General features: G+C 37.4%; 11 protein-coding genes. 9 read left to right on the forward strand and 2 right to left on the reverse strand.

Annotation, left to right across the window (positions count from 1 at the left end):
• Nucleotides 1-16: 16 nt before the first annotated feature.
• Both FCJ93_RS11390 and FCJ93_RS11395 read right to left on the reverse strand, forming a co-directional pair.
• Nucleotides 17-2008: a molybdopterin-dependent oxidoreductase gene (locus FCJ93_RS11390; RefSeq protein WP_235879461.1), complete on the reverse strand. Its 1992-nt coding sequence runs from the start codon at nt 2006-2008 to the stop codon at nt 17-19.
• Nucleotides 2009-2112: 104 nt separating this feature from the next.
• Complete coding sequence (locus FCJ93_RS11395; RefSeq protein ID WP_235879454.1) at nt 2113-3369, reverse strand: PucR family transcriptional regulator; 1257 nt, start codon at nt 3367-3369, stop codon at nt 2113-2115.
• A 191-nt stretch (nt 3370-3560) separates the two neighbouring features.
• On the opposite strand from FCJ93_RS11395, the gene FCJ93_RS11400 reads away from it, so the two are divergent.
• The 9 genes from FCJ93_RS11400 to FCJ93_RS11440 all read left to right on the forward strand — a co-directional run bounded on the left by FCJ93_RS11400 (nt 3561) and on the right by FCJ93_RS11440 (nt 15519).
• On the forward strand, nt 3561-4895 hold the full coding sequence (locus FCJ93_RS11400; protein ID WP_095314380.1) for a radical SAM protein: 1335 nt from the start codon (nt 3561-3563) through the stop codon (nt 4893-4895).
• A 15-nt stretch (nt 4896-4910) separates the two neighbouring features.
• A complete protein-coding gene (locus tag FCJ93_RS11405; RefSeq protein WP_137743726.1) occupies nt 4911-5624 on the forward strand; it encodes a TorD/DmsD family molecular chaperone in 714 nt (237 codons plus the stop codon).
• A gap of 77 nt (nt 5625-5701) precedes the next feature.
• The gene (locus tag FCJ93_RS11410) at nt 5702-8278 is read left to right on the forward strand and encodes a molybdopterin-dependent oxidoreductase (RefSeq protein WP_095314384.1); all 2577 of its coding nucleotides are present in this window, start codon (nt 5702-5704) and stop codon (nt 8276-8278) included.
• Nucleotides 8279-8299: 21 nt separating this feature from the next.
• Entirely contained in the window at nt 8300-8833 is a 534-nt protein-coding gene (locus FCJ93_RS11415) for a DMSO/selenate family reductase complex B subunit (protein ID WP_211344109.1), read from the forward strand.
• 90 nt (nt 8834-8923) lie between these two features.
• Nucleotides 8924-9757 carry a dimethyl sulfoxide reductase anchor subunit family protein gene (locus FCJ93_RS11420; protein WP_137743727.1) on the forward strand — a complete coding sequence of 278 codons (834 nt, stop codon included), beginning with the start codon at nt 8924-8926 and terminating at the stop codon, nt 9755-9757.
• Nucleotides 9758-9806: 49 nt separating this feature from the next.
• On the forward strand, nt 9807-10712 hold the full coding sequence (locus FCJ93_RS11425; RefSeq protein WP_095314638.1) for a 4Fe-4S binding protein: 906 nt from the start codon (nt 9807-9809) through the stop codon (nt 10710-10712).
• Between the two features lie 69 nt (nt 10713-10781).
• On the forward strand, nt 10782-10988 hold the full coding sequence (locus FCJ93_RS11430) for a twin-arginine translocase TatA/TatE family subunit (RefSeq protein WP_170211292.1): 207 nt from the start codon (nt 10782-10784) through the stop codon (nt 10986-10988).
• A gap of 561 nt (nt 10989-11549) precedes the next feature.
• Nucleotides 11550-13514, forward strand: coding sequence for an LTA synthase family protein (locus tag FCJ93_RS11435; RefSeq protein WP_095314637.1), 1965 nt, complete (start codon nt 11550-11552; stop codon nt 13512-13514).
• An 802-nt stretch (nt 13515-14316) separates the two neighbouring features.
• On the forward strand, nt 14317-15519 hold the full coding sequence (locus FCJ93_RS11440) for a coiled-coil domain-containing protein (RefSeq protein WP_095314636.1): 1203 nt from the start codon (nt 14317-14319) through the stop codon (nt 15517-15519).
• Nucleotides 15520-15667: the final 148 nt, after the last annotated feature.

Genomic DNA, 15667 nt, shown 5'->3' on the forward strand with positions numbered 1-15667 from the left:
AATCAACTCATTTCTTCTATGGGTGTTTTAGGCTCTTAATGCTTACAAAGCAATCATAAAAATGAGTGCTTGATAGTTCCTCTTGTTTTTGCAGTTGGGAGCCAATTAATTGATTGATAGAGTTTTCGCCCGTTTGACTGACGAGAACCACACCATGTGGCAGATGCTGATTTTTGCACGCTTTGGCAATGATCGCTCCGTTTTCATTGTGAATTTTCACTTTTTCTCCATCGTTAATTCCCAATGACTCAGCTACCTTGTTGTTTATTTCAATAACGGTCTCATCTGGTTTAGGATTTAGCCAGGAGATGAGAGCAAACTGCGAATGTATTTTTAATAATGTTTGAGGGGAGAGCAGTCGAAACGGATATGGTGATGGCTCCCCCTTTGTTTCCAGCAGCAGTGAATGCAACATTGTTTTCACGTCATCTACTTGTATAAATGAAAAGTGCTTATTCTTTTTTTGATTAGCGAGTCGTGGTTTAGGCCCATCAACTAAACTGGTATACGATTTAAGTCCATACAAAGCTTGCACCTTTTCATTAAGTTCAAGCTCAATCCAATCTTTCGGCTCTAACTCATAAGGAAATGTGGAAAACCCGGGACGGAGCATGTTTAATTTTTTCGTTAACTCACGGGCAATCATTAAATCACTTTTTGTCTCGTAAAATGACGGTATTGCTTTTTGATTTATGGAGAGCCAGTGATGCCAGTATCCCACATTTAAGTCTTCTTCCTCAAAATGGCTTGCAGCAGGAAGAACAATGTCTGAGTGTTTAGCTGTATTCGTCATAAAAAGGTCAACTGTGACGATTAATTCCAATTCTTTAAATAATTCTTGCCAGACATTTATGTTCATATCCTGTGAAAGTGGACTTCGAGATGCAATCCATAATAGTTTAAGAGGAGGATCTTGTAAATTTTTTGCTTCCATCGCAAAGTTTGCACAATTGATCATTCTTGAACTTTTAATAGATGCATGCTTTTTTTCTGGAAAATTTAATAGATTCATTGGAAAATCTTCATAATTGGAATGTGTAAAATAGACACCCCCATTTGCTATATGGAGATTCCCAGAGAGGGCAGCTAAGGAATTAATAGCTTGAATACTGACACCGCCGTACTTATTCCGCTGGATTCCGAGCCCATTCCATGTTGTTACAGGTTTAATCTCTCCATAGAGGGCAGCAAGTTCTTGTATCGTCTCAATGCTAACTCCTGTCTTCTCAGCTACCGTAGCTAGATTGAGCCGTTTTAGTACTTGCTGATAGTCTTTCCATCCATTCCACTCTGCCGCTGTTTTTTCTATTTGGTCTAGCCCGAGTAAGCATTTGGCAATTCCAAGAGCCAATAGGGCGTCGGTACCTGGTTTTATTTGAATGTACAAGTCTGCTTTGGAGGCTGTTTCCGTATAAATAGGATCAATAACGACAAGCTTGCCACCGTTTTTTTTCGCTTTATAGATGAATTTCATTTGATGGATATTCGTAACTGCAGGATTAGCTCCCCAAATAAAAATCATTTTCGATTGGGCCATTTCCTCTGGAACAGGACTGTGCAGATTGCCGAACGATTCCTTTACCGCCTGTTCTCCCGTTGCTAAACAAAGATTTCCAAACGACTTCGTATGGGGACCGATGCTATTGAACATCCCTTCGACGGCATAATGAAGCAGTCCTAGATTTCCGGAAAATTTATTGTAGCCACTGGCCAAATTCGAGCCATAGCGGTCATATAGTTCAATTATTTTTTCGGCGATTATCCGATACGCTTCTTCCCAAGAAATTCTCACCCAGTTGCCGGACCCTCTTTTTGTTTGCATCATTGGGTATTTTAAGCGCAAAGGATTATAAACATATTGCGTATATGCGTAGCCTTTTGCACATAAATGGCCTTGGGTAAATCCATGCATTGGATCACCAGCAACTTTTATGAGCTTTCCATTTTCTGTATAAGAAAGCATACTGCATGTACCGTAACAATTTCTAGGACAAGTGTTGCGAAACATTTGCACGGTAATCTCCCCCTTTCAAAATCATTAAAATGCTCACTAATTCACATATTATGATGTAGTCATTTGCAAAACGGTTAGCAAAATCAAGCACATACATATTAAATTTTATGGAGCTGCTTGATTTTTAGAGCTGCTACAATATTTAAGCGATTATTAATATCGTCCAATTTAACCTCTAATATTTCTTCAATTTTTTTGATCCGGTATCTGAGCGTATTTCGATGTAAAAAAATCGCATCTGATGTTTGCTTTAAATCAAATTGATGCTTAGCCAAACTTTCAAGTGTAAACGTTAAATCTCCATCTTGGGTTTCATCATACTTTTGTAATGGTCCTAAAATATGGTAGTAGTATTCTTTTAAATCTTGCAGATCGTGCTTGTATAAAATTCTTTCAAGCCCTAAATCATTAAAATAAGGAATCTCAATTTTTAATAACTGCCCAATTTCAAATGCGACCTTTGCTTCTTGATAGCTGCGGAAAAGTTCACTCGGATTTTGATAAACTTGCCCGACACCGCATGCAGCTCTGTTACCGATAGGGCTGTTTTTCGCTTGTTTAATAATATAAGAAATGAAATCGCTCAGCTTCTCATTTTCGTTAAAGGTTGTCTTATCGTTGACAGGGAGGATTGCTACAACCTCACTCTGTTTGCGGATGACAATCGTTTCTAAACCATGTTGGGCTAAAGCTTTTTCTGTTATATAGAGCAGAGAATTAATCAACTGCCGATCCTCCGAATAGGGATTGTATTCAGTCATTGAGAGAACAATGATTGCGTGTGGTTGATTGAAATCCCATTTCCAGATCGCGCCATATGAAAGAATATCATCATTATTTTTAAAATTTCCATATAGAAGATCAAAGAGGAATGCATCCTTATAGCGTTGGCTCTCTTTTTTTATATCTTCCATTTGCTTCATAGTAATGGTGGTTAATGAAGCACCATAGCGAATTATCGCTTCATAGTCTTCGATGGGGAATACACCTTCTGTTTCTTGAAGCAAAAAAAGATATCCACAATTTTGTGAACTTAATTTTAATGGATAGCCATAGGCACTATAATCCTCTCCATCTATAGTTAATGTACATTTGAAAAACTCGCTATGTGTAGAGTTTTCAAAAAAAGTAGATACGATTATTTCTAGTGACTCTCTTTTATAGGAAGAAGCCAGCACATGATAGAGAGAATCCGTCATAATGATAGGTACAGATAAAACCTCGGATAATTTCATTGCGACTCCACTTAGCCCTTCATGAGAGGCTATAAGTAAATCATGAATTAATTCTGGAACGATAAACCTCTCTTCCAACTCGTTCATTCCTTTCTCAATCATAAATCGGTTCATATTCATCTTAAATCACCCTTAACTATCCAACAATCGAAGTCACAAGATCGTTAAAATTGATTGGTCACAGTAGACAAATTTCATCCACTTTTTTTGTATACGTGATACGTATCATTTATCTAATCCTGATTTTATAATAATAATGAAATAAACTTTGTGATTTGTTTCACATATTTTGCAAAAAAGGATGTGAGATTATGCTACGAAAAATTACGAGTGATAATGTGTATTTCATAAAAAATAAATCGTTTGCACAGTATGCTCAAATTTACACCAGTATTGAAAGTGAAACGATTCATCAAATCGAAACCTTTGGCCTTCCGTTTCAAAGAGAATCTGTGGTCTATGATAGAAAAACAAAGCTGAAAAATCTTGAACATGCAGGTGCATCTATTAGAAATAACAATAAAAGCGTATTCGTTAATAGAATTTCTAGTGCATGTGAAGCTTGCCAAACTGGCAGCAATAGTTATACGACTTATCCTTCATTAAAATGTCATAGAAATTGTTTCTTTTGCTTTAACCCAAACCAGGCTGATTATTTAATCTATAAAAATAAGCAAAAAGATATACAGAAGGAACTTCTTGATATATTGGCTCAAAGAATTGAGCTGAAACATTTGGCACTTACTGGGGGTGAGCCATTGTTGTTTAAAGATGAGGTAATCAAGTTTTTTGATACTGCTCATCGAAACTCACCTGAAACATACACAAGACTTTATACAACAGGGGATCTCCTCGATCAAGAATTGCTCCAGCAATTAAAAAATGCCCATTTGGATGAGATTCGTTTTAGTGTGAAAATGGACGACCCTATATCAAGAATTAACCATTTGCTTCAGAAAATTGAGCTTTCACGAGATTTTATCCCGAATATTCTCGTAGAGATGCCAGTTGTCCCCGGGACATTGAAGGATATGAAAGTTCTCCTCTTAAAACTTGATAGATTAAATATTTTTGGCATCAATTTATTGGAGCTTTGTTTTCCTTTAGGTAATGCTGAAGCCTTTAAAGAGAGAGGGCTTCAGTTAAAATATCCACCTTATGAAGTGTATTACAACTATTGGTATGCAGGAGGATTAGCTGTGGCAGACAGTGAAAAGGAATGTTTGGAGCTTGTCGATTTTGCTCTGGAAGAGGGACTAAAAATGGGTGTTCATTATTGTTCTCTTGAGAATAAGCATACCGGTCAAGTTTACCAGCAGAATCAACGGCAGTGTCCTGATCAAACCTATACTTTTTCCACTAAAGATTATTTTTTAAAAACGGCAAAAGTGTTTGGTAAAGAAATAAGGAAAGCGAAAGCGCTATTCGATCAGGCAAATATTTTTTATATAGAAAATACGAGCCATGACTTTATTCAATTTTCCGTTATGGATATTCATTATTTAAAAAATAGGGATGTGGAAATCTCGATCTCTTCAGTAGTGATTGAAGAGAACGAAGGAGAGCAGTACGTTCGTGAAGTTGGGTTGGATTGGACAACTTCTTCTCTGTTTGAATTAGAGGATATTTTTGAGAAAAAGTGTTAAAGGAGGATGATGAAAATGACTAAAAAAATAGCAATCTCAGATTTAATCGCTCTTCTCTATGGGAGAGATTATGCTTATGACATTTTAAGAAGATTTCTGATTGAAGAACCAACACAAGAATATTTGAAAATCTTCCTTCAGCAAAATCTCGAGCAATTTCCTTTTGCACAAGACTGTGATGGGATTTTAGAAGGAATTGAGGATATAAAAATTTATGTGAAAAAATATGATGTTCTTCATAATCAAAACCACTTTGAACAGTTGCATTGGGATTATACAAGAATGACAATTGGACCATTTGAATTGCCGGTACCACCGTGGGAATCAATCTATGTGCAAAAGGAGCCCATGCTTTTTCAAAGCTGTACAATTAATGTCCGCAAAACATATGAGAAATTTGGATTTGAAATGGCGAAGCAAAATGTTGAAGCGGAGGATCATATTGGTTTAGAGCTTGATTTTATTTATCGATTAAATCAATTAACGCTCGATTCGGCGAAAGCGGAGCACTTACAGGAAATCGACTACTTATTACGTGCTCAAGAACAATTTTTGCATGAGCATCTGCTAAAGTTTGCACCAGAGTTTTGTGAAAAGATGATATCAAACGCAGAAACTCAATTTTATCAAGGAATAGCGAAGATTTTGCTGCATTATTTAACCATGGATTCAGTTGTTCTTCAAGAACTATTGAATATAGAAGTGATAAAAAGTGAAGCCCTAACATAATTTGTTTATCTTTTCATGTGATGGATTTCACAATCACAAAAGAAAGAATACTAGAACGGAAGGAGATTGATATTAAGATGTTTGATTTATTAAAAAAAGCAAATGAGTTTAAGATGTCCAGAAGATCTTTCATTGGCTGGTCTTCTGCCATTGCGGCTACTGCTGCAATTCCTGTAAGTAGGGGACTCATTGCGAAAGCAGATACGAACATTGGCCTTGAGGATAGTTCTGGCGAAGGAGTTTGGAAAACTGCTGCGTGTTGGCATAACTGTGGAAGCCGTTGTTTGAACAAGGTGTTAATTAAAGATGGAGTTGTTGTTCGGCAAAAGACGGATGATACACATCCAGATAGTCCAGACTTTCCACAACAGCGGGGATGTTTAAGAGGTCGTTCCCAACGAAAACAAGTATTTAACGCAGACCGTTTAAAATATCCGATGAAAAGGAAGAATTGGGAGCCTGGAGGAGGCAAGAAAGAACTGCGAGGGAATGATCAGTGGGTTCGAATTTCTTGGGATGAGGCTTTTGAATTGATTGCAGCAGAAACAAAACGAATTACAGAGAAGTATGGTAATGAATCAGTCCTTGTAACAGGAGGAGACATTAATATTACAAATGTGATGGCTGAAATAGGCGGTTATTCTGCATGCTACGGTAGCTCGTCCTGGGGTGCCTGGAGATGGATCTATGAAAATATGGGTGTGGGCGAAGGGCTGGCTGTCAATGGAATAAATGACCGTCTTGATCTGCGCAATTCGCAATTGATTGTGCTTTGGGGAGCGAATCCGGCATGGAGCACGATGGGAAGTGTAACATACAACTATCTTCAAGCGAAAAAAGCTGGAGCACGATTTATTTCGATTGACCCGATGTATACCGACTCAGCTAATGTTTTTGACGCTGATTGGGTGCCAATTAGACCAGGAACTGACGATGCATTAGCCTTAGCGATGATGTATACATTGTTGGATGAGGATGATCCAAAGTCAAATCCGCTTGTAAAATGGGATTTCTTACACAAGTATACGATTGGCTTTGATAGGGAACATATGCCAGATGGCGCTGATCCAAAAGATAATTTTAAAGATTATCTTCTTGGAACATATGATGGGCAACCGAAAACGCCTGAATGGGCATCCGAAATTTGTGGAATCGAGCCAAGCAAGATCCGTGAATTAGCTAGAGAAATTGGCGGTACCGAACGAGTGGCATTGCTGACAGCCTGGGCACCTGCTCGGATAAGCAATGGAGAAGGATGGGTTCAAGCATTCTCGGCACTCGGTATGATGACCGGACATATGGGAAGTCCCGGTAATATGACGGGTGTTAGCTGTTGGGAATACGCAGGAAACATGGGACCGATGCTCTTAATTGCTGGTGGAGCAGGAACCGAACGTGTAGCGAATGCCGTTGACAATATGATTAATGAAAATGAAATTTGGGATGCCGTTTTAGATGGTAAGTTCCTTCAACGTTATGAAGGAGAAAGAAAGGCTAATATTCAATTTATTTATCATAACTACAACAACACATTACAAACAAGAAGTAATATTGCTAAAGGAATTGAAGCACATCGCAAGGTTGAGTTTGTCGTAACAAATGCCTATGCTCTCACGACAAATGCGAAGTATTCCGACATCGTTTTACCTGTGGCCACGCAATGGGAAACAGAAGGAGCTGTAAAAGGAGGAAATCGTGAAATCTTAATCACTTGGTCGAAAATTATGGATCCGTTATATGAATCGAAAACAGACCAAGAAATTGCCGAAGGGCTGCTTGCGGCACTTGGAAAAGATCCGAAGAACGTATTCCCATTTTCTGAGAAACAACAATATTTTAATCAGTTGGCCGGGAGCATGGTCGTAAAAGAAAACGGTGTTGATTATGAACCGTTATGTACGATTACGGCGAATGATATTAAAGAGTGGGGTGTTGAAGGCAGTCCACAACAGGGGAGAATCCCTTTAAAGGAATTTGTAGATCAAGGAATTTATCAAATTCCTAGAAAACCAGGTGATAACTTTGGTTTTATTGCCTACAAGGATTTTATTGATGATCCTGAAGGAAACCCTGTATCAAGTGAAAGTGGGAAATTCGAAATTTATTGTAAAGCCATTAATGAACTATCAAAAAAGGCTTATTCCGAAATTGCCCCAATACCGAAATACGAGCCAAAGGTTCATGGCTATGAGGCGACTTTTGAAGACTGGGACAAAAAGAAAAAAGGAAAATACCCTTATCAAGTGATTAATCCACATTATCTAAGACGTTCTCACAGTACATTTGACAATGTTCCACAATTGCGCGAAGCATGGCCAAATCCAGTCTATATCAGTCAAAAAGACGCCCAGGAAATAGGAATTAAAGATGGAGAAACAGTGTTAATGTCAAATGAATACGGTCAAGCCCTTCGTCCGGCCAAAATTACTGAGGGTATTATTCCTGGGACAATTGGATTACCTCATGGCGCCTGGGTTGATATCGATGAGAAAACAGGTATTGATCGAGCTGGAGCAGATAACTTATTTGTTGCGCATATTCCGAAAGGACTTGGTTCATCAGGATTTAATTCAGCCCGTTGTAACGTAGAAAAGTGGAACGGTGAGCCTTTAGAAGAGGATGTAAAATGGGAGCAACGAATAATCAAGTTTTAGAGAAGAAGGAGGGCATGAATGATGACTCAATTAGGTTTTTATATAAATGTAGCTGAATGTGTAGGATGTAAAACATGTACCGTAGCATGTAAAGATAAAAATGATTTAGAAGTTGGGCGTAATTTTCGTAGGGTTTATGATTTTGAGGAAGGCACTTTTCCAAAACCATCTTTTTCGCATGTCTCGCTCTCTTGTAATCATTGTGAGAAACCCGGGTGTGTGCAAGGTTGTCCAACAGGAGCAATGTACAAGCGTGATGAAGATGGAGTCGTTTTGGTTGATCATGAAAAATGTATTGGTTGTAAATATTGTGTCTGGAATTGTCCGTACGGAGCCCCACAATTTAGTGAGGAGCTTGGAAAAATGACAAAATGTGATACCTGTCTAGACTTAAGAGAAAAAGGAGAAGAGCCGGCCTGTGTTACTTCTTGTATAATGCGTGCGATTGAATTTGGCCCTATTGACGAATTGCGAAAGAAATATGGTAATAACGCAGATATTAAAGGAATTCCGTCATCTACAATAACAAAACCAAATCTTATCATTAACGCATAAACGGCTAAATGAGTTGGCCAAGATAGAACCTGCCAGTTAAAAAAATGTAAATGCTGAAAATAATTTGTCTTGAAAGAGGAGGTAATATCGATGCATGAATGGGCATTATTACTATTTACCGTGTGCCTGCAAATCGCTATCGGCGGGATGTTGACACTAGCGATTTTCTATAAAAAAATCAATCAGTGGGGTGAAGAAACGACATTCAAAGCGATGCGAATCCCCTTGATTGTCATTGCGGCTCTGTCCCTTGTCGGTTTAATCGCTTCATTTGCCCACTTAGGAACACCGTCACACGCTCTGAACTCGATTCGTAACTTAGGTTCGTCCTGGATGAGTCGTGAAATATTGGTGACAGGCTTGTTCATTGGAGCTGCATGCGTCACGGCCGGACTGGCCTTTGTCCAGAAAAAGGTTCATCATGGGCTGTTAATCTTATCCGCCCTTATTGGATTAATGGATATTTATTGTATGGCGATGATTTACGCGAATTCATTAGTGAGTGGCTGGAACTCGGTTCATACGTTCACATCCTTTTATGGCACAGCCTTCGTCTTGGGGCCGGTTCTCGTGGCGAGCTTACTAGCGCCACTGTTAAAGGATAAGGCGCAAAGTTTGATTAAAACTGCCTTCTATATTGCATTAGGAGGGATTGCCCTTCAATTAATCGGCGTCGCCCTATTCGGTTCGGTACTGCCTGAGGTCAATATGATTGAAGGAACGAATGCGTTAGCTTCTCTAGCCGATTATCAAACAACGGTAGCGATTCGCTGGATTATCGAGATCATGGGTGTAACATTCTTAGGCTATCTTTCGATGGCCAAGCAGGGAAAAGTATCGGTTTCCTTTGCCTATGTGGCTTTAGCTGTTTTGGTGTTTGCCGAAGGCATGAGCCGATATGTCTTTTATGTGTTAGGTGCTTGATTAAATAAAAGGAAGGGGCACTCTTCCTTTCGTTTGAGGAGTGTTGAAGATGGGTCTTTTTAGTAAATGGATTGAGAGCTTGGATTATCAATATGAGATACTGACAACTTGTTCTCGCTGCAAAAGTCCGCGTTCAACATGCTCCCGCTGTATTGAAGCATGTGAATTAAATGCAATCGAAATGAAAAATGGAGTACCTCAAATTAATTATAAAAATTGTAATGAATGTGGAAAGTGCTTGGTTTCTTGTCCTGTTCAGGCCATTGCAGGAATATTTCCAAAGCGAGAATTCCATCAAGGACGGCTTGTTGTAGATAAAAGTACTCCACCTACCGCTAAGGAGTTAGTAGTTTACGCTAAAAAGGGACTAAAAGGGATAGTGGGAGAGGATGAGTACAACGAGCAATGGGATCATGCTCTGAAAGAAGCAAATGAAATATTGCTGCAGCTAGAGGAGCCAATCTTAACCGTTGAGCAGTCGAAAATTGAACGTACAGAAGAAGTCGTATCAAGACGGGAGCTTTTCTTTTCATGGAAAGAAGGAACTCAATCCTTAATTAAGGAAATGGTTCCTGCCAAATGGCGTTTTAATCAGATGGCTCTTGAGCTTGCACGCTATTATCCTCAGCATCAATTTGCAATGATTGATTTAAATATTGAAAAATGTTCATTATGTCATGCATGTGAAAAATTATGCGATAAAAAATGCTTGGAAATAACGGATAAAGGATTTGTCATTTCAGCCCAAGCTTGTTCATTTTGTCAATTATGTGAGGATATCTGTCCTGAAAAAGCGATCACTGTTATTGAAAAAGTAATTCCTTACAAGCAAGTTGAACATCCTCTATTGACACATGTTTGCTCAACTTGTCAAAAAAGTTTTAAGACATTATCAGAAAATCAGCAACAATGTGTACCATGTATGAAAAAATCACAGTTTCAGATTACAAGATAAAAACGTTGTGATACAATGCATTTGGATAGATATGTAATGGAGTCAAGTGATTTAAAAGGAGTGAAAAATATGTTGTCAAATATTGGTGTTCCTGGATTAATATTAATTTTAGTTCTCGCTCTCATCATTTTTGGACCAAAAAAATTGCCTGAAATTGGTCGTGCCGTTGGACAATCCCTCAAAGAATTTAAGAACTCAACAAAAGGGATTATGGAAGATGATAAAATAGAAGATGAAAAAAAATCAACAGACGAGCCGAAAAAAATCGATTCATAATGAAAAAAAGCCGGTATCGAAAGCTCATTACATGACTTTCGGTACCGGCGTTTTTAATTTATGGTTATGTTAAACAAAATTGCTGATAACATGATTTTTGACAACAGTGCTGAAAACATTCATATATGAAGAAAGTAGAATTTTAAATGAATACAACATTAGGGTTTATGCTGATTGATGATCAGTATAAAGCCTTTTTTTTGTAAATGATGTTTAATGAAACCTTTTTACGGGGTAAAACGTCTATTAATAATGTGTAAAGGAAAAAGTTCATTTCTTCATAAAAAAATCATCGGTGCAAACATAGTACGGAACCATATAGCAGTAGTGAGATCAAGCATTCTACAAGATGTGCTCACTTGACATTTTTTGAAAAAGGAGTATATTAATATTTTGTGTTAAAGCAATAAATATTACAGGAATGTAAATTTTTGAGCGGATTTTCATAAATTGTTCATATTTAACAGTTAAGATAGTAAATGACGAGTCTGGGAGTAATCGCATATATAAATTATTCATGAAAAAAGTATAATAGTTTGCTAGAAGGTAGGTGCAACAAAGATGAATACTTTATTAAATAAACGATTTAATATTTCACAAAAATTTATCGGCTTTTTTCTTGTTGCCGTTGTACTCTTATGGTTGAAAACATATATTATTCAATTAAATCAATTTGAGCTAGGAATTGAAAATGGGATTCAAAAGTTTTTATTATTTTTGAATCCACTTGGATCATCATTATTATTTCTCGGTTTCGCCTTATTTTTCAAAGGAAGACGAAAATATAGTGCTCTAATGACGATTTATTTTATATTGTCATTCTTGCTATATGCAAACGTGGTTTATTATCGATTTTTTAACGACTTTATTACGCTGCCAACGATTTTTCAAACGCAAAATTTTGGTGATGTATCAAGCAGTGTTGTTTCCCTTTTAAGACCATACGATATTCTCTTTTTTGTTGATTTTCTAGTCTTGCTTGCGTTACTTTTATTTAAAGTTGTTAAAATAGAAGTAAAAGATATGGGGCGACGCAAAATTATTGCTGTTTTATCATTGGCTCTGGGCTTTTCAAGTTTGAACTTGGCCCTTGCTGAAGCAGATAGACCTGAATTATTAACAAGAGGCTTTGATCGCAATTACATTGTTAAGTATTTGGGAATGTATAATTACACAATTTATGATGCGGTGCAGAGCACAAAGGCTTCTGCTCAACGAGTAATGGCCGATAGTAGTGATGTAACCGAGGTAATCAACTTTACAAAATCTAACTATGCTGAACCAAATCCTGAATACTTTGGAATTGGTGAAGGCATGAATGTGATTTATCTTCACCTTGAATCGATTCAATCATTTTTAATGGATTATCAATTACATGGTGAAGAAGTGACACCGTTTTTAAACTCGATGATTAGAGATGAAAATACGATTTACTTTGATAATTTCTTCCATCAGACAGCGCAAGGAAAGACGGCTGATGCGGAATTTATGCTGGAAAATTCATTGTATGGCTTGCCACAAGGTTCAGCTTTTACAACGAAAGGGCTTAACACGTACCAGGCTGCTCCAGCCATTTTAGGACAGAAGGGCTATACTTCAGCTGTATTCCATGGTAACTCAGGTAGTTTCTGGAACCGTAATGAGATTTATAAATCTTTTGGCTTCGATAAGTTTTTTGATTTAAGCTATTACGATGCTGAGGCTGACCAAATGGCAGAGTATGGCTTAATGGATAAGCCATTCTTTGAACAGTCATTCTCGCTGTTACAGACATTACCACAGCCGTTTTATTCGAAGTTTATTACAGTAACACATCATTATCCGTATGCTATGAATCAGGATGAAGCAACAATTGCTCCGCATACTACTGGTGACAAATCGGTGGATAATTACTTCCAAACGGCACGTTACGCGGATGAAGCATTAGAGCAATTCATCACAGATTTAAAAGAATCCGGTTTATATGATAATTCCATTATCATTATGTATGGTGATCACTACGGCATCTCACAAAACCATAATAGAGCGATGGAAGAAGTGTTAGATAAAGAACTGTCCACATTTGATAGTGCAGCAGGTTTACAAAGAGTGCCGCTCTTTATCCGTGTTCCAGGAATGGAAGGGGGAATAAACCATGAGTACGGTGGACAAATAGATATTTTACCAACATTGCTTCATTTATTAGGGATTGACTCTAAAGAGTATATCCAGTTTGGTACTGATTTATTGTCCGAAGATCATGATTCCCTTGTTCCGTTCCGTAACGGAGACTTTGTCAGTCCGACCATTTCATCAGTTGGAGGAAAGTTCTATAACTCTGAGACCGGTGAATTAATTGACGAAGAACAAATGGAAAAGGCACAACAATTACAGGAAGTTGTAGAATATAAACTGCATCTTTCGGATAAAGTAGTCAATGGCGATTTATTACGCTTTTACACTCCAGCAGAATTCACGCCAATTGACCGTTCCATGTATGAATATAATAGTTCTGACGAAGAAGCTAAAGCTTCAATAGATGAATAAATAAAATGACGAGAGACTGTCCTACTGGGACGGTCTCTCAATTTGTCGACAAAGGCATCGAGAGTACCTCTCGGTGTCTTTTGGCATTTTTGGATGAAATTACGGTTAAAATATGTTGATTTCCGCTTCAGGTACTTGCTTTCTGAGAGGGCGGGCGGTTCGGAGCAGTGGCTCAATAGGAGGCGTAATCGGACAGAACGGACAAAGTGAAAAAGACTCCAGATCGAGCAAGCACCCCATTCGACTGACCGAAACAAATGAGGACTGCAAGAGTTCAATATGAATAGCAATATAAAACAAACTGCAGTAACCAAAGACGGTCTCTTTTTGATTGTTTAGAAATTTGTTGATTTGGGTGTTACATGGATTGCAAACTCTTCAGCAATAAGATAAGAAAAGTCGTTTTATCAATCATATTGTATTGTTTAATAAAGACTTCCGAAGTACTTTTTCTGACATATTTTTTGCTAAAGAGAAATTTGAGATAGATGTAACAAATTTTCGGCTAGTTATTTAGATGGAGGAAAACCAAAGGTGAATCATACTATTTTCCTAGTTTTCGTATGAAAAAATAGTACCTGGTACTATAAAATTGAAACATAACTGTAATATGATTATAATCTTGTTGTTATGATAGACTGCTATAGTACTAGGGGAGTAGAAAATTGTTAGTTTTAGATGTATTTTGTCATTATTGAGAATGAAAAGTATAAAATGAAAAAACTTGTAGACTTAATAGAGTCTGTATTAAGTACATAATTTATAAAACTTGTCGAAAACATGAAGGTCGGAGGAAATAAGAATGATGAAAAAGAAACTTGTAGCTCTGAATACCACTATCATCTTGGGAGTAGGAAGTTTAGTTACTATCCCGTCTGTGAGCGCAGATTATTCTTCACAAATTCAACAAGTAGAACAAAAAATCGATGAAACAGAAAATAAAATAGCGGCATTAGAAAAAAAGATTAAAAAAATGAATGAAGCGATTGCAGATAATAACAAGTTAATCGCAACTACAGAAAAAGAAATTGCAGTTACTCAAGAAGAAATTAAAAAATTAACGGAAGAGATAGCAGTATTAAACGATACGATTGAAAAAAGAACTGAAGTGCTGGCTAAACGTGCTCAGTCTTTTCAAGAATCTGGCGGTAAAGTTGGATACATAGAAGTGCTTTTAGGATCTGAAAATTTTAGTGATTTTATTGATCGTGTATTTGCAGTTACGCAAATTGCAAATGCTGACAGTGATTTGATTAAACAGCATGAATTAGACAAAGCAGCAGTTGAGGAAAAGCAAGCAGAGGTTGACCAAAAGCTTGCGGAATTAACTGATAAAAAAGAAGAGCTTGAAGGCATGAAGGCTCAAATGCTTGAGCAAAAGAAAGAAAATGATCAACTGAAAAGCTCATTAGAAGAAGCGCAGAAAGGAAATCTTGCAAAGCTAGATGAACTTGAAGAAAAAGCTCGTCAAGAAGAGGAAGCAAGACGCCAAGCGCAATTAGAAGCAGAGAGAGCATTGAGAGCACAAGCGCAAACTAGCAATAGCAATTCAAGTGCTTCTAACACTTCAAGCGAAGGTTCAAAAGTAGCTTATACACCACCAGCAAATGATGGTAGTCTTAATACCATTTTACAAGCTGGATATAAATACATAGGAAATTCAGTTTATGTATTCGGCGGCGGAAGAACAGCATATGATGTTGCAAATGGAAGATTCGATTGTTCTGGTTTTGTGAGCTGGGCATTTAGACAAGCTGGCATTAGCATTGGCTCAAGTACAAGTACTTTAAGAAACCAAGGTACTAAAGTATCTTATAGTGAAGCTCGTCCTGGTGACTTAGTATTTTTTGACACTTATAAAAAAGATGGACATGTTGGGATTTATCTTGGCGGTGGAAAATTCATCGGTTCACAATCTTCAACAGGTGTAGCAATTGCTAACATGAACTCTGGATACTATAAAAATACCTTTAAGGGACATGTAAGAAGAGTTGCAAACTTTTAATTGATAATAACTATTGGGTCTATCCTTTAGTATAGGGATAGGCCCTTTTATTTTTGTTTGGAACTATTTAAGACTCACACATATTTTATGAATGGAACCACCTTCATTGAGGATTAGCAACAGTTCTTCTAAATTTTTGTCGTTTTCT

Origin of the sequence: Robertmurraya siralis, from assembly GCF_005502275.1 — a bacterium.
In the GTDB taxonomy this organism is placed as follows: Bacteria; Bacillota; Bacilli; order Bacillales; family Cytobacillaceae; genus Robertmurraya; species Robertmurraya siralis.

What these genes read in the sequence shown, in the direction of transcription:
- FCJ93_RS11395 (WP_235879454.1), bottom strand. Translation starts at nt 3,369, where the DNA reads ATGAATATGAACCGATTTATGATTGAGAAAGGAATGAACGAGTTGGAA.
- FCJ93_RS11390 (WP_235879461.1), bottom strand. Translation starts at nt 2,008, where the DNA reads ATGTTTCGCAACACTTGTCCTAGAAATTGTTACGGTACATGCAGTATG.
- FCJ93_RS11425 (WP_095314638.1), top strand. Translation starts at nt 9,807, where the DNA reads ATGGGTCTTTTTAGTAAATGGATTGAGAGCTTGGATTATCAATATGAG.
- FCJ93_RS11410 (WP_095314384.1), top strand. Translation starts at nt 5,702, where the DNA reads ATGTTTGATTTATTAAAAAAAGCAAATGAGTTTAAGATGTCCAGAAGA.
- FCJ93_RS11420 (WP_137743727.1), top strand. Translation starts at nt 8,924, where the DNA reads ATGCATGAATGGGCATTATTACTATTTACCGTGTGCCTGCAAATCGCT.
- FCJ93_RS11435 (WP_095314637.1), top strand. Translation starts at nt 11,550, where the DNA reads ATGAATACTTTATTAAATAAACGATTTAATATTTCACAAAAATTTATC.
- FCJ93_RS11400 (WP_095314380.1), top strand. Translation starts at nt 3,561, where the DNA reads ATGCTACGAAAAATTACGAGTGATAATGTGTATTTCATAAAAAATAAA.
- FCJ93_RS11415 (WP_211344109.1), top strand. Translation starts at nt 8,300, where the DNA reads ATGACTCAATTAGGTTTTTATATAAATGTAGCTGAATGTGTAGGATGT.
- FCJ93_RS11440 (WP_095314636.1), top strand. Translation starts at nt 14,317, where the DNA reads ATGATGAAAAAGAAACTTGTAGCTCTGAATACCACTATCATCTTGGGA.
- FCJ93_RS11405 (WP_137743726.1), top strand. Translation starts at nt 4,911, where the DNA reads ATGACTAAAAAAATAGCAATCTCAGATTTAATCGCTCTTCTCTATGGG.
- FCJ93_RS11430 (WP_170211292.1), top strand. Translation starts at nt 10,782, where the DNA reads ATGTTGTCAAATATTGGTGTTCCTGGATTAATATTAATTTTAGTTCTC.